A 12,952-nucleotide genomic window follows, 5' to 3' on the forward strand; every position below is an offset into this window, starting at 1 on the left:
GGCTTATTTTTTTAATACTAAAAATTCCACGCGGCGATTTTTCGAGCGACCGTCAACGCTTTGGTTGGTATCTAAAGGTCTTGAATCTCCGTAGCCAAGCGCTTTCATTCTGTTCGCATCGATTCCTTTACTTACAAGATACTTCACCACAGACTCGGCACGTCGCTGACTTAAACCCTCATTCAATTCATCGGACCCTTTATTATCGGTATGTCCGCTAATCTGAATTTGGCTAACGATTCCTTCTTGTAAGAAATTGGCAACCTTGTCGAGCTCTTCAAAGGAGGTGGGTAGCAGAGTACTTTTGTTGGTCTCAAAAAAGATATTGTCTAGAATAAGAGCAGCTCCTTCTTCAATTTTTCTTAGCTCTTCGGTAAACACATCTTCTGGCAATTCAGGCTCAGTAAACGTAATAGTCCCTTGCGAGTGGCAATTGTTCTGGTCACTTACGTGATAGGTATAGGTACCAGCCTTTAAATTGCTAAGTTTTTTTGTGTCTTTAAGTCCATTGCTCCAGTCAATATAATATGGAGGCTGTCCGCCAGATATATCTAAATGAATGACACCATCGTTTATAATTTTGGTAATTTGACCCGTTACCGGATTTTTACCTCCTGTATAAGAGGAATCAATCACCACGGTTTCTAATCCTTTCGGAACACATGCGCAGGCAGAGCAATCCACTAGGGGGCGAATCTCAAAATCGTCGAAAAAGTAGTAAGCGTAGGCTTTGCCTTTTTTATTTTTGGTATCGCGACCGGTTACTACATAGTTGGTGTTTTCATAGTTTTTGAAGTTTCCTACCACAAAGAACTCCTCACCACCTTTGGCTGTATATACCTGGCAGAACTGAACCCACTCTTCGGTATTGTCTAAAAACAAACCTTCTTTATTGCTTAAATCCGCTCTTAAATTTAGATAGGTTTTATTGCCATTGGCTATTTTTGTTTCGGTAAAGTGTAAGCCCAACTGATCTACAGCAAACTTACTTCCCGATGCCAATTTGTACCAAAAGGAAACGCAATATTTTTGATCCGGAATCATAGGACGATTTAGAGTCCCTTGAATATATTCCCTGAAATTGCGATTGCTTCCACTTAGAATTGCACCCATATAGCCTTTGCCTGATTTGGCTTTACTGTAGCCCGCAAAATTATCGGGTACTTTTACTTCCCGGGCGCCACATTCGTTAAAATAATCGGGAGTGGTAAAGCTTGGATAAGTCCAATCTGGAATCAACCTATGAGTCTTATTCATAGAGGTGTATCCCTGTGGGCATTTTACAAACTTTTCGAAGCTGGGATTAAGCACCATATTTTCTTCCTGAGCAGATGAGCCAAACCAGGTAATCATAGCACTCAACAGGATGAGATACTTTAAGTAGATGTTCTTCATTATAAGTAAAGTTATAGTTTAGTGATCATCCTCCAATAATATTCTGCAAATTCTCAATGCTTATGTCTATTCATGGAGGCTTGTCAATGAGGAAAACAGGAGAAATGGATTGTTTTAAAGGATTCAAAACGATAATCATACGCCTAAATTCCTCCGATCATTTCAAATGTATTAACAAAACATATTCTAAACAAAATTATTAAGCATATTTCTTTGTTTATTCATATCCCCCCTGATGAATCAGGGGGCAATTCATAATCTGGAGATAATTCATGAATTGCCTCTGAATTGTCTTTGAATTGCCTCGGGTTTTAACCCGAGGATAATAAATTTGCAATGTTCTGTTCAATTGGTTAATTTCCTATTGCCTAAATATGAACAATATGCCACATGTAAAAGTGTATATCCATTTTGTTTGGAGCACCAAATACAGAGAACCTTTTCTTGAAACTCCAGAATTAAGAAAAAAGATGTGGGACCACATTAGAAAGAATTCAATGGACAAAGGAATTCATATCGATTTTATAAATGGGTATAAAGATCATTGTCATTGTTTGGTATCATTGGGAAGTGATCAAACTCTGAGTAAAATTATGAGAATGATAAAGGGAGAATCATCACATTGGATCAATAAACATGTATTCGAAAAACCATTGTTTCAATGGCAAGAAGAATATTATGCTGTCTCTGTAAGCCAATCTATATTGAATAAGGTCAGGGATTACATCAAGAATCAGGAGATTCATCACAGCCACAAATCATTTGATGAAGAGGAGAATGAAATGATTGAGAAATTTGGTTTTGTGAAATATTCCAAATCATAGAATTGGGCTAAAGCCCTGTTTTTATCTATTCATATCCTCCAGATGAATCTGGAGGCAATTCAAATCTGAAGACAACTCATGAATTGCCTCTGAATTGCCTCGGGCTTCAGCCCGAGGACTAAATAATGTTTTAAAACATCTATCTGAATTTATTCTAAATACAAACTGCATAAAACGATGAGATTATCTTTTTCTATTAAATGTTCTACAACGTTTGCATAATGGGGTATTCAGAGCTTCAACTCTTAAAATCCTGTAATGCGCAATTGATTCGGATGAACATAACGAGGCTAATAAGGTCTTAGATTTCATATATTTATTCAGTAGTTAATACTTGAACTCTAATTTAAATCTATGAAACGTCCGTGCCTAAAGGAATAAAGAACTCTCAAATGAGTTGAATCTTTAGTCATCGGAATGTTCCATCTGGTACGAAATCAAAAACCAATTATAACAGATGAACACGGCGAAAAAAAACGACAAGTCCCGAAGAAGATTCCTGCAAAACCTGGGAATGGCAGGAGCCAGTGCCGTTGCCGGATCTGCCTTACTACTACAAGGCTGTTCCGATTCAGGCAAAGCCAGCGGCAACAAGGTAAAAGTACTCACCCCCGACAACAAATTGGTAGAAGTTGATGTTGCTCACCTAAAGCCAGGTGACAAAATTCAGGATCTAACCTATCTTCAAAAGCGGGGTCGTGAAGGAATCCCTGGAAAGAAATTTGTAATGGTGGTAGATTTGGCAAAATGTAAGAATGCACGCAAGTGCATGAAGGCTTGCCAAAGTGCTCACCAATTGAAACCGGAAATGCACCATATCAATGTATTGGAAATGGAAGATCCGGTAAAGAACACCTCTTATTGGATGCCAAAAACCTGTCAGCATTGCGACAACCCACCATGCGTATCAGTTTGCCCTGTTGATGCTACTTTCAAGCGACAAGACGGAATTGTATTGATCGATAATGAGCGTTGTATTGGTTGCAGATTTTGCGTGGCAGCCTGTCCTTATTCTGCACGTACTTTCAACTGGACTGAGCCTAAAAATTCCGATCAGTATGCCGATGAGGTTTACGATATGGAACTGAATGTACCTCAGAAGAAGGGAACTGTTACCAAGTGTGCTTTCTCGGCTGACCAGTTGCGCGAAGGAAAATTGCCTTACTGTGTATCGGCTTGTCCGAATGGGGTGTACTACTTCGGCGATCAGAACGAGGATTTGGTCACTAACGGTACCACCCGAAAAACAGTTCGCTTAAGTGCTCTTCTCGACGAGAATGCGGCTTACACCTTAATGCCTGAGCTGGGAACCAAACCAAGCGTTTACTATTTGCCTCCAAGAGAGAGTGAGGGATAAGTTTGAGGTTGATGCACCCCTCTCCCTATTGGGATCTCCCCTAGAAGGGGAGAAACACAAAATAGATTACTGTTTTGTGTTTGAGAGTTTTTCCCTTTTAGGGAAAATGCCGACAGGCAAAAGGGTGTAAGATAAAACAATAAACTATTGACTAATTACTAATGACTATTTCCTATGAATGAAACGATAACAAAAGAGCTGAGCGAATCGCAAATCGATCAGGATCTTTTAAAAAATGTGAACTGGGGAGGCAAATTCAAGCTATGGCTTGGCTTTCTTGCGGTCTCACTTATAATTTGTTTGTACTACTATTATCTACAATTGTCAAACGGATTGGGCGTAACGGGTCTTCACGACTATGTATCCTGGGGCATCTACATTTCCAATTTTGTATTTTTTGTGGCAACCTCTTTAATTGGTATGCTTATTTCCTCGGTTCTGGGACTGATGAATGTGCATTGGGTAAAACCTTTGGCTCGTATTGCCGAGCTGGTTGCAGTAGCCTTTGCCATGGTGGCAGGCTTAATTATCATTACCGATATGGGTAGACCAGACCGATTGCTAAATGTATTTATGCACGGTAGGGTACAATCACCAATTGTTTGGGATATCGCAGTTGTGGTTACCTATGTTGCCATTAGTGCTCTGTTGTTTTACATTCCTATGTTGCCCGATATTGCGCTTTGTCGCGATAAGCTGAAAGATGTTCCGAAGTGGCAGCAGAAAATGTATAAGATTCTGGCACTGGGCTGGAGCGGAAAAGCGAAGCAATTTAAGATCATGCACAACTACACGCGTATCTTATTAATCCTGATTATTCCAATCGCCTTATCCATACATACGGTTACCTCCTGGCTGTTTGCCATGACCCTTCGTTCGGGTTGGGATTCGCCAATATTCGGTCCTTACTTTGTATCGGGCGCCTTTGTGGCGGGTTGTGCAGCGGTAATCATTGCCATGTATTTCTTCCGTAACAATTTCAAGCTGAAGGATTACATTACGGTTGATCATTTCGATCGCATGGGTAGATTATTGGTGCTGGTTGCCTTGGTGTATGTGTATTTCAATATCAATGAAATTATCGTGCCCGGATATAAGGCAAATACTGCCGATGCCAAGCACGTACACGAAATGTTATATGGACACGAATCGGTAATGTTCTGGATGGTACAACTGGGCGGATTGGTAATTCCTTTTCTTCTGATCTTGTTCCGACCAATGCGCAGACCTTTGCCATTAGCTGTAATCTCCATTATTATTTTGGCGGGAGCATGGTTCAAAAGAGTATTGATCGTGGTTCCTACACAGTTAGCTCCTTACTATCCGATACAGAATGTTCCAGAAGGTTGGTCGGGTTATACACCTACTACTCCTGAGATTGCCGTTACGGTGGCTTCCTTTATAATAGTACTGCTTATTATGACTGTTTTAGCCAAGCTGTTCCCGATTATACCGGTTTGGGAAGTAAAAGAGGAAATTAACCACAATAAGAAATAGCACGATGAAGAATACGAAACGATATAGATTGATCATTCTGTTCTGCCTTTGCTTTTTGGCTGTGGCAAATGTGAATGCTCAAAGCGATTGGCAAGTTCCTGCCAAAGAAAATGAGAACCTAAGTCCTTTCCTTTTTGATGATGATATGATTCTGGAGGGAAGAATCTCTTACGAAAACTCCTGTACGTCATGTCACGGTACGCCGGGTCAAGATGATTATACGCCAATGGCGCCAAGTCCGGGTGATCCCGCTTCGGATCAGTTCCAGTTGCAAACCGATGGGGCATTGTTCCATAAAATTAAGGCGGGTCGTGGTACCATGCCTAAGTTCGAAGATGCTTTCGCAGATGACGAATTGTGGAATCTGATTGCTTACATCCGTAGTTTTAACAAAGACTATAAGCAAGAGCTGCCTGATATGGAAGGTGTTGTGATTCCTGAGTACACCATGAGTCTTGGTTTTGATGATAATGTTGACAAGTTGGTGGTTAAAGTGTTTGCAGAAGAGCAGCCACAGCCAGAAGTAAGCGTTGCTGCATATGTAATGGGAACCTTTGGGAAATATCTTTTGGGCAAAGCACAAACCAACGATTTAGGTATTGCTTATATCGATGTTGATGCTACTATGCCTGGCGACGAAGAAGGAAAATTGAGTGTAATGGTAAAAGCTACCAAAGGATTTGCCAGAGCAAAGAAAGACGAAATGCTCACCATGGTTCAGCCTACTGTTCGCAAATCGGCAATAGAAGGACGTCACCTATGGAGTACCGATAAAATGGCTCCGGTTTGGTTGAAGGTAAGTTTCTTCATCACCGTATTTGGTGTGTGGTTCGTACTGCTCTTTATTGTAATTGGCTTGCGAGGAATCAATAAAGCCAATAAGGAGGAGGCATAGTCTTAAAATTAACTATTGCTCCTAACACCCCTCTCCCTGTCGGGATCTCCCCTAAAAAGGGAGAATGGTAAAAACAAGGAGTCTTTCCCTCCTAGGGAAAGTGCCGATAGGCGAAAGGGTGAATAAAGAGTTTTTAAGTAATAGAATTAGAAATATATAACATTCAAAATATATGAAACTAGCAAGGCGTGATTTTTTAAAGAGTTCGGCGGCTATAGCAGCAGCAACAGCGGTTGGCGTTGCCATTCCTGAAACTCTTAAAGCAGAGGCTCGCGAAGCCGAAAAAGGCTGGTCGTGGGATAAGGCTGTATGCCGATTTTGTGGTACTGGTTGTGGTATCATGATTGCCACCAAAGATGATAAAATACTTGCTGTAAAAGGAGATCCATTGGCACCTGTAAACCGTGGATTGAATTGTATCAAAGGCTATTTTAATGCCAAAATAATGTACGGTGCCGACCGTCTGAAGAAACCATTGCTTCGTATGAATGAGAATGGGGAATTCGACAAAAACGGAAAATTTAAAACCATTAGCTGGGAACGTGCCTTCGACGAAATGGAGAAGCACATGAAATCGGCGATGAAAGAATTGGGACCAACTGGTATTGGTATCTTCAGTTCCGGTCAGTATACCATTATGGAAGGATATGCTGCTTCAAAACTGATGAAGGCAGGTTTCCGTTCACATAATATCGACCCGAATGCCCGTCACTGTATGGCGTCGGCTGTGGTTGCATTTATTCAGGCTTTCGGTATCGATGAGCCGGCAGGGAACTACGACGATATGGAAATTACCGATACCGTTGTTACCTGGGGAGCCAATATGGCGGAGATGCATCCGATTCTATGGTCGAGAATTACCGAAAATAAGTTGAGTCATCCTGAAAGAACTAAGGTGATTAACTTGTCTACTTATACCAATCGTACTTCCGACTTGGCAGATATCGAAATCATTTTCAAGCCAAATACCGACTTGGCAATTTGGAATTATATTGCTCACGAAATTGTTTACAATCAGCCAGAGGCTATCGATTGGGATTTTGTAAAGAAATATACCGTGTTTGCAACCGGTTTTGTGGATATAGGTTACGGAATGCGTACGCCTGATCATCCTAAATTTACCGATAAGGAAATTGAAACCGTTAAGCACGAAGTGGCGAAAAAGCTAACTGCTGATGAGGGAAAAGCGTTGTCTTATCTTGGTTACAAAGAAGGTGATGTAATGGAAATGACTCATCGCAATAAGGCGGTAAATCACTGGATCATTCAGTACGAGGAATTTAAGAAAGCATTAAAGGCTTACGATTTGGATTATGTGGCTCAAGTTGCCAAAGGTGATCCTGAAGAGTCGATTGAAGATTTCAAGAAGAAGCTGAAAGCTATGGCTGATCTTTACATTGAGAAAGGACGAAAAGTTTGTTCGTACTGGACCATGGGATTCAACCAGCATACCAGAGGTTCATGGGTAAATGAGCAGGCGTATATGGTGCATTTACTACTTGGAAAGCAATCGAAGCCAGGTGATGGAGCCTTTAGTTTAACAGGACAACCATCGGCTTGTGGTACTGCTCGTGAGGTGGGAACCTTCTCGCACCGATTGCCATCGGATATGGTAGTTGCGAATCCTAAGCACCGCAAAATTTCAGAAAAATTGTGGAAAGTACCGGAAGGAACCATCAATCCTAAGCCGGGTAGTCACTTGATGAAGATCCACCGCGATATTGAGGATGGAAAGATAAAATTTGCATGGATTAATGTATGTAATCCATATCAGAATACTGCCAATGCCAATCACTGGATTAAGGCAGCTCGCCAGATGGATAACTTTATTGTTTGTTCTGATGGATATCCTGGTATTTCGGCTAAGGTTTCCGATTTGATATTGCCTTCGGCGATGATTTACGAGAAGTGGGGAGCTTATGGTAATGCGGAACGCAGAACCCAGCATTGGAAACAACAGGTTACTCCTGTTGGGGATGCCATGCCTGATGTGTGGCAATTTGTGGAGTTGGCGAAGCGATTCAAGCTTAGTGAAGTTTGGGGCGCACAAAAAGTTCCTGGATTAAAAGACGGTCTTCCTGATGTTTTAGAAGGAGCAAAGGCTATGGGGTACTCTCCTGATGATACACTTTACGACGTACTGTTTGCCAACGAGGATGCGAAGAAATATGCTTGGCCAGACCCAATTGCAGAAGGAAAAATGAATACCGAATCGGGTGGTGACAAGCGTAAGGTAATTGGTTCGGATGGTAAACCATTTGAAGGTTACGGATTCTTTATGCACAAATACATTTGGGAAGAGTATCGTAAGTTTGGTATTGGAAACGGTCACGATTTAGCTGATTTTGATACCTATCACAAGTGCCGTGGTTTAAAATGGCCGGTTGTAGATGGCAAAGAAACCCTATGGCGCTTCAACTCAGAATACGATGTGTATGCGAAGAAAGCAGATGTTGGACCTTTTGCATTCTATGGCAAAGCCTTGAAAAAAATGCCTCAGGGATCCATCTCAAAACCTGACATGTCGAAACCAAAGGTTGATTTGAAGAATAAGGCGAAGATTTTCTTCCGTCCATATATGGAGGCTCCAGAGATTCCAAGTAAAGAGTATCCATACTGGATGTGTACCGGTCGAGTCTTAGAGCACTGGCATTCGGGAACCATGACCATGAGAGTACCGGAATTGTATCGTGCCGTGCCTGAGGCATTGTGCTACATTCATCCGAAAGATGCGGCTGAGCAAGGTTTGGTTGAAGGCGATCTGGTTTGGATCGAATCAAGACGTGGACGTGTAAAAGCACATATCGAAACACGAGGAAGAAATCGTGTGCCAAGAGGACTGATTTATGTGCCTTGGTTCGATGAGAAGGTTTTCATCAACAAATTGTGTTTGGATGCCACTTGTCCAATGTCGAAAGAGACAGACTTTAAGAAGTGTGCAGTTAAGATAACGAAAGCATAATCAGGATATGGGAGGTGAGGTATTGGAATATCTCTTTATCTCACTTCTACAAATCTCATATCTATGAAAGAAGAATCTATGGCAACAAGAAGAAAAGTGATTCAAAGAATGCTGGAGGGAGCGGCTTTTATGGGCAGTGGAGGTTTACTGTGGGGAAAATCTGTGCAGGCGACCACCAAAGCCGATTATGTACTTCGCCCGCCAGGTGCTTTGAAAGAGAAGAATTTTCAGAAAGCTTGCATCAAATGTGGTCAGTGTGTGGAGGCGTGTCCTTACGATACGCTAAAACTAGCCGAACCAGGTGATGGCATTGCCAACGGAACTCCATATTTCGAGCCAAGAAGCATTCCTTGTTATTTGTGTACCGATATGCCTTGTACCGATTCTTGCCCTTCGGGTGCCTTGGATCTAAAACTTCTATCCAAGGAAGAACAGGCGCCTGATATTAACAATTCAAAAATGGGATTGGCAGTGATTCACAAAGAATCCTGTCTGGCTTATTGGGGAATTCGTTGCGAAGCTTGTTATCGTGCTTGTCCTTTGATCGACAAAGCAATTACCCTGGATTATGAGGTAAACAAAAGAACGGGTATGCATGCCAAGTTACTGCCTATAGTTCACTCTGATGTTTGCACCGGTTGTGGTGTTTGTGAACAGGCATGTATAGCTGAGAAGGCTGCAATATTCGTTTTGCCTATCGACAAGTCAACTGGTGAAGTGGGAGACCATTACATAAAAGGTTGGGAAAAAGAAGATGAAAAGCGCATAAAGGAGAAGGTTGAAAAAGCAGATGACGACAAGGATGTTGATTCGGCAATTGATTACCTAAATGACGATGATTTAATCGACGACTAAATAAAATTGAATGAGAAAATATAAGTTTTTAATACTAAGGCGAATCATTCAGCTGTCCATACTTTTTCTCTTTGTTGGAGGCAACTTTTTTGGTTGGGAATTGCTTCGAGGCAATTACAGTTCTGCCATTATTGTTGATTCTTTGCATTTGAGTGATCCTTATGCCGTTTTACAAATATTGGCATCTGGCTTTGTGGCTTCAAGTTCTGTTTTAATTGGTGCATTCATCATTTTACTGATCTATGTATTGGTTGGTGGTAGAATGTTTTGCTCCTGGATCTGTCCTATGAATATCATTACCGATTTGGCATTTCGCTTGCGCAGGATATTTAAAATAAAAACCGAAGCACCAGTTTCACTGCCTAGAAATTTCCGTTACTATATTTTGGCTTTAAGCCTGATAGTTTCAGCAGTTTTTGGATTGGCAGCCTTCGAAATTATTAGTCCTATTTCTATGCTACACAGAGCCATTGTATTTGGTTCGGGAGCTGGTTGGGCTATTGTAGCAGTTGTTTTTCTTGTCGATTTGTTGATTTTAAAAGCAGCTTGGTGCGGTCACATTTGTCCTTTAGGAGGATTTTATTCTCTTGTTGGCAAGCAGGCTGTTATCAAGGTAAAACACGACAAAGACAATTGTACAAATTGCAATGCTTGTTTTGATGTTTGTATAGAAGAACCTGTTTTGTCGATAATTGGCAAAGAGAGTGATTTTATTCGCTCGGGAGCTTGTACCAATTGTGGCAGATGCATAGAAGCTTGTGATGATAATGCTTTGAAGTACGCTTTAAAATTTGATTTGAAAAAAAAGAATAATTGAAATGAGTTGACGAATTGATTGAATCTAGTAGCTCATATCTAAAATCTCAAAATCTATAAAAAATGAAATACTTAGCCCTAATTGCACTGTTTTTTCTTGTGGCTTGTAACCAGCCTAAGGAAAATAAAATTGATGAAGATCAATTGGGTTTTATCGATGCGGATTTAAATTCGGATGAAACCAACTTTAAGATGAAGGCCAATTTTAATGAAGATAAACCTGAGGTGGGAACCACTATTGAGCGATCTTTTGAAAATGCTCCTCCAATGATTCCGCATACAACAGCAGGTTTTTTCCCAATTAAAATGGATAATAACATTTGTTTGAGTTGCCATATGCCTGATAAGGTGGAAGAGTCTGGAGCTCGTGAGATTTCAAAAACTCACTTTCAATCGTGGCGTCCTCAATTGGTTTTGGTTGATGGTAAGTATGTAAATCCGGAAGATAAGGAAGTGTTCGTGGAAGACAGAAAAGAGCTGAATAATGCTTATTTTAACTGTTCGCAATGTCATGCTCCTCAGGCTGAGGTTACCATTGATATTGAAAATTTATTCACAGTTGAATTCCGTGAAACTTTTGGTATCAAAGAATCAAACCTGAAGGATAACGTTGCTGAAGGTGTAAATAATTAATGGCAGAGGCACAAGATCTTGTGCCTGATAATAATAGAAGATATCCGTAGAGACGTAATGCATTACGTCTCTACGTTATATAAATATTTAGAATATGAACATTTCAAGTATAGTGATTCGATCCTTAGCTGAGCATTCAGAAAATTTGGTTGCCCTGCTTAAAGAGAGCGATTTGTGTGAATATCATTTGCATGATGAAACAAAAATAATCGTGACAATTGAAGGGGAAGGAATTAGTGAAGAAATCGCCAAGTTGAAAAAGATTCAAAAAATGGATCATGTCATTTCTGCCGATATGATGTATTCCTATTCTGAAGATGAACTCGACAGAGAAAAAGATAAGATCGAAAAATCGGATGGAATCAATCAATGGTTGAACGACAAAAGCAAAGATGCCGGTTTGATCAATTACGCTGGAGATCTAAAAAAGAAAATTTAATGTATGGACACGCCATGGCGTGTCCATACATTTTACAAATCATACCCAATTTTGTCCGAAGAAGAAATTACAAATGTACTGTTGAAACGAGTTAGGTATTCGAATTTCGACAGTTTTTCCTGAATGAAGAATTGAAACTCATTCATGTCTTTAACCATCAATTTAAGCATGGCATCAAAATTCCCTGAGGTATAATAGAACTCCATAACTTCAGGTAAAGCCAGGGCTTGTTCCCGAAAAGAATCCACAACATCTCTGGTATGTTTGGTCAATAAAATAGAGATGAAAACAACCATGCTTCGATCTATCTTCTCAGGATCGAGAACGGCTACATAGTTTTTAATAATTCCACTTCTTTCCAGCTTTTTTACTCGCTCATAAACTGGGGTATTGCTAAGATGTAGTTTTTCTGCTAACTCTTTGATGGTGATGCGGCAATCTTGCTGAAGTAACTCTAAAATTTTTCGGTCGGTACGATCTAAATTTTCCATGGTAGAATATTTTTCTAGTGATATTACTCTATAAAGCTTTTGTAAAGATATAAATTCTTCAATATTGGCAAATTAATAGATCAGTTTTCTGTATTTAGTTCATATACTAGTAAATAATTTGGCTATGGTTTATTTTTACAAGTGAAAAGATCTGTTCTTTGTAATGGTTTTAAATAGCAAATCAATTTACTAGTAACGGATGAATGAAAAAGAGAAACAACAACAAACAAAATAGAATACGATGAAAGAAATTAGATGGCATGGTAGAGGAGGACAAGGAGGGTTTACCGCTTCTCGTCTTTTAGGAATTGCGGCCAGTGTGCATGGAGGCAAACATGCATTGGCATTTCCATCCTTCGGACCAGAGCGAAGAGGAGCTCCGGTTTTGGCATTTACAAAGATTGACGATACGAAGATTCACGATAGAAGTGAGGTTCAGAATAGCGACTTTGTAGTGGTAATGGATGAGACTTTAATTGTCCCGGGTTTTGAAAAAGGAGTTCGACCAGGAGCGTGTATTCTAATCAATACTGAAGATGTAAATCAATATGCTGAACAATTAAAAGGCTTTGATTTGAGAGGTATTGATGCTACATCATTAGCAATGGAAATATTGGGTCGCCCAATTACCAATACTGCGATGTATGGCGCTTTGGCAGCTGCATCGGGTTTGGTGAGTAAGGAAGCTGCAGTTGCAAGTATTCATACTGAAATGAAGCCTAAACTTGCTGCGCTGAATGAAAAAATTGTTGAGAAAGCATTTGAACTAATTAGTCAATAGTCAAAGG

The 12,952-nt window shown here is 40.3% G+C and carries 12 protein-coding genes; 10 read left to right on the top strand and 2 right to left on the bottom strand.

Features of this window, described 5'->3' with window-relative positions; all coding sequences use genetic code 11:
• Positions 1 to 3 precede the first annotated feature (3 nt).
• On the bottom strand, positions 4 to 1,395 hold the full coding sequence (locus GCQ56_RS01060; RefSeq protein WP_152732540.1) for an OmpA family protein: 1,392 nt from the start codon (positions 1,393 to 1,395) through the stop codon (positions 4 to 6).
• Positions 1,396 to 1,778: 383 nt separating this feature from the next.
• On the opposite strand from GCQ56_RS01060, the gene tnpA reads away from it, so the two are divergent.
• The 9 genes from tnpA to GCQ56_RS01105 all read left to right on the top strand — a co-directional run bounded on the left by tnpA (position 1,779) and on the right by GCQ56_RS01105 (position 11,673).
• On the top strand, positions 1,779 to 2,219 hold the full coding sequence (tnpA, locus tag GCQ56_RS01065) for an IS200/IS605 family transposase (RefSeq protein ID WP_152732541.1): 441 nt from the start codon (positions 1,779 to 1,781) through the stop codon (positions 2,217 to 2,219).
• Positions 2,220 to 2,676: 457 nt separating this feature from the next.
• Positions 2,677 to 3,576 (top strand): 4Fe-4S dicluster domain-containing protein, encoded by a 900-nt coding sequence (locus GCQ56_RS01070; protein ID WP_152732542.1) that lies wholly within the window; start codon positions 2,677 to 2,679, stop codon positions 3,574 to 3,576.
• Positions 3,577 to 3,750: 174 nt separating this feature from the next.
• Positions 3,751 to 5,073, top strand: coding sequence for an NrfD/PsrC family molybdoenzyme membrane anchor subunit (nrfD, locus tag GCQ56_RS01075; protein WP_152732543.1), 1,323 nt, complete (start codon positions 3,751 to 3,753; stop codon positions 5,071 to 5,073).
• Between the two features lie 4 nt (positions 5,074 to 5,077).
• Positions 5,078 to 5,968 carry a cytochrome c gene (locus GCQ56_RS01080; RefSeq protein ID WP_152732544.1) on the top strand — a complete coding sequence of 297 codons (891 nt, stop codon included), beginning with the start codon at positions 5,078 to 5,080 and terminating at the stop codon, positions 5,966 to 5,968.
• Between the two features lie 172 nt (positions 5,969 to 6,140).
• On the top strand, positions 6,141 to 8,930 hold the full coding sequence (gene napA / locus GCQ56_RS01085) for a nitrate reductase catalytic subunit NapA (protein ID WP_152732545.1): 2,790 nt from the start codon (positions 6,141 to 6,143) through the stop codon (positions 8,928 to 8,930).
• Between the two features lie 63 nt (positions 8,931 to 8,993).
• Positions 8,994 to 9,785: a ferredoxin-type protein NapG gene (napG, locus tag GCQ56_RS01090; RefSeq protein WP_152732546.1), complete on the top strand. Its 792-nt coding sequence runs from the start codon at positions 8,994 to 8,996 to the stop codon at positions 9,783 to 9,785.
• Positions 9,786 to 9,795: 10 nt separating this feature from the next.
• Entirely contained in the window at positions 9,796 to 10,602 is an 807-nt protein-coding gene (gene napH, locus GCQ56_RS01095) for a quinol dehydrogenase ferredoxin subunit NapH (protein WP_152732547.1), read from the top strand.
• 62 nt (positions 10,603 to 10,664) lie between these two features.
• The gene (locus tag GCQ56_RS01100) at positions 10,665 to 11,234 is read left to right on the top strand and encodes a nitrate reductase cytochrome c-type subunit (protein ID WP_152732548.1); all 570 of its coding nucleotides are present in this window, start codon (positions 10,665 to 10,667) and stop codon (positions 11,232 to 11,234) included.
• 94 nt (positions 11,235 to 11,328) lie between these two features.
• The gene (locus GCQ56_RS01105) at positions 11,329 to 11,673 is read left to right on the top strand and encodes a chaperone NapD (RefSeq protein ID WP_152732549.1); all 345 of its coding nucleotides are present in this window, start codon (positions 11,329 to 11,331) and stop codon (positions 11,671 to 11,673) included.
• A gap of 32 nt (positions 11,674 to 11,705) precedes the next feature.
• Here the strand turns inward: GCQ56_RS01105 and GCQ56_RS01110 are convergent, their stop codons facing one another.
• On the bottom strand, positions 11,706 to 12,164 hold the full coding sequence (locus tag GCQ56_RS01110; RefSeq protein ID WP_152732550.1) for an Lrp/AsnC family transcriptional regulator: 459 nt from the start codon (positions 12,162 to 12,164) through the stop codon (positions 11,706 to 11,708).
• A gap of 241 nt (positions 12,165 to 12,405) precedes the next feature.
• Between GCQ56_RS01110 and GCQ56_RS01115 the strand changes: the two genes are divergently transcribed.
• Positions 12,406 to 12,945: a 2-oxoacid:acceptor oxidoreductase family protein gene (locus GCQ56_RS01115; RefSeq protein ID WP_152732551.1), complete on the top strand. Its 540-nt coding sequence runs from the start codon at positions 12,406 to 12,408 to the stop codon at positions 12,943 to 12,945.
• Positions 12,946 to 12,952 lie beyond the last annotated feature (7 nt).

The organism is Marinifilum sp. N1E240 (genome assembly GCF_009295825.1).
Taxonomy (GTDB): Bacteria; Bacteroidota; Bacteroidia; order Bacteroidales; family Marinifilaceae; genus Marinifilum_A; species Marinifilum_A sediminis.

Excerpts from the sequence above, each read along its gene's own strand:
- GCQ56_RS01060 (WP_152732540.1), bottom strand. The coding sequence starts at position 1,395 with ATGAAGAACATCTACTTAAAGTATCTCATCCTGTTGAGTGCTATGATT.
- tnpA (WP_152732541.1), top strand. The coding sequence starts at position 1,779 with ATGCCACATGTAAAAGTGTATATCCATTTTGTTTGGAGCACCAAATAC.
- GCQ56_RS01070 (WP_152732542.1), top strand. The coding sequence starts at position 2,677 with ATGAACACGGCGAAAAAAAACGACAAGTCCCGAAGAAGATTCCTGCAA.
- nrfD (WP_152732543.1), top strand. The coding sequence starts at position 3,751 with ATGAATGAAACGATAACAAAAGAGCTGAGCGAATCGCAAATCGATCAG.
- GCQ56_RS01080 (WP_152732544.1), top strand. The coding sequence starts at position 5,078 with ATGAAGAATACGAAACGATATAGATTGATCATTCTGTTCTGCCTTTGC.
- napA (WP_152732545.1), top strand. The coding sequence starts at position 6,141 with ATGAAACTAGCAAGGCGTGATTTTTTAAAGAGTTCGGCGGCTATAGCA.
- napG (WP_152732546.1), top strand. The coding sequence starts at position 8,994 with ATGAAAGAAGAATCTATGGCAACAAGAAGAAAAGTGATTCAAAGAATG.
- napH (WP_152732547.1), top strand. The coding sequence starts at position 9,796 with ATGAGAAAATATAAGTTTTTAATACTAAGGCGAATCATTCAGCTGTCC.
- GCQ56_RS01100 (WP_152732548.1), top strand. The coding sequence starts at position 10,665 with ATGAAATACTTAGCCCTAATTGCACTGTTTTTTCTTGTGGCTTGTAAC.
- GCQ56_RS01105 (WP_152732549.1), top strand. The coding sequence starts at position 11,329 with ATGAACATTTCAAGTATAGTGATTCGATCCTTAGCTGAGCATTCAGAA.
- GCQ56_RS01110 (WP_152732550.1), bottom strand. The coding sequence starts at position 12,164 with ATGGAAAATTTAGATCGTACCGACCGAAAAATTTTAGAGTTACTTCAG.
- GCQ56_RS01115 (WP_152732551.1), top strand. The coding sequence starts at position 12,406 with ATGAAAGAAATTAGATGGCATGGTAGAGGAGGACAAGGAGGGTTTACC.